Source organism: Streptomyces sp. SID14478, from assembly GCF_010548525.1.
Taxonomy (GTDB): domain Bacteria; phylum Actinomycetota; class Actinomycetes; order Streptomycetales; family Streptomycetaceae; genus Streptomyces.
Window position 1 is genome coordinate 1 of sequence record NZ_JAAGMG010000831.1, and the last position, 304, is coordinate 304.

Consider the following 304-nt stretch of genomic DNA (forward strand, 5'->3'; position numbering starts at 1 on the left):
CGGCGCGGGCGCCGTCGGATGGTGCGCGTCGGTCGACTGCCCGGCGCCGGCGAGCAGCGCGTAGCCGCGCCGGCCCCGGGCCCGGGCGTCCGCCGTGCGCTCCAGGACGCAGATCCCGGTGGCCTCCGAGATGACGAAGCCGTCCCGGTCGGCCGCGAACGGCCGGGACGCGGCGGCGGGATCGCCGGTGCGCGCGGACAGCGCCCCCATCCGCTGGAACCCGGTGGTGACCACCGGGGTGACGGCCGCCTCCGAACCGCCCGCGACGGCGATGTCGCAGGCCCCGCTCAGCAGCAGGTCGCGG

1 protein-coding gene is annotated in these 304 nt (G+C 79.6%); it reads right to left on the minus strand.

Features of this window, described 5'->3' with window-relative positions; translation table 11 throughout:
* Nucleotides 1-304, minus strand: a 304-nt coding sequence (locus tag G3I40_RS26800) for a beta-ketoacyl synthase N-terminal-like domain-containing protein (RefSeq protein ID WP_275410225.1), incomplete at both ends; no start/stop codon positions are given.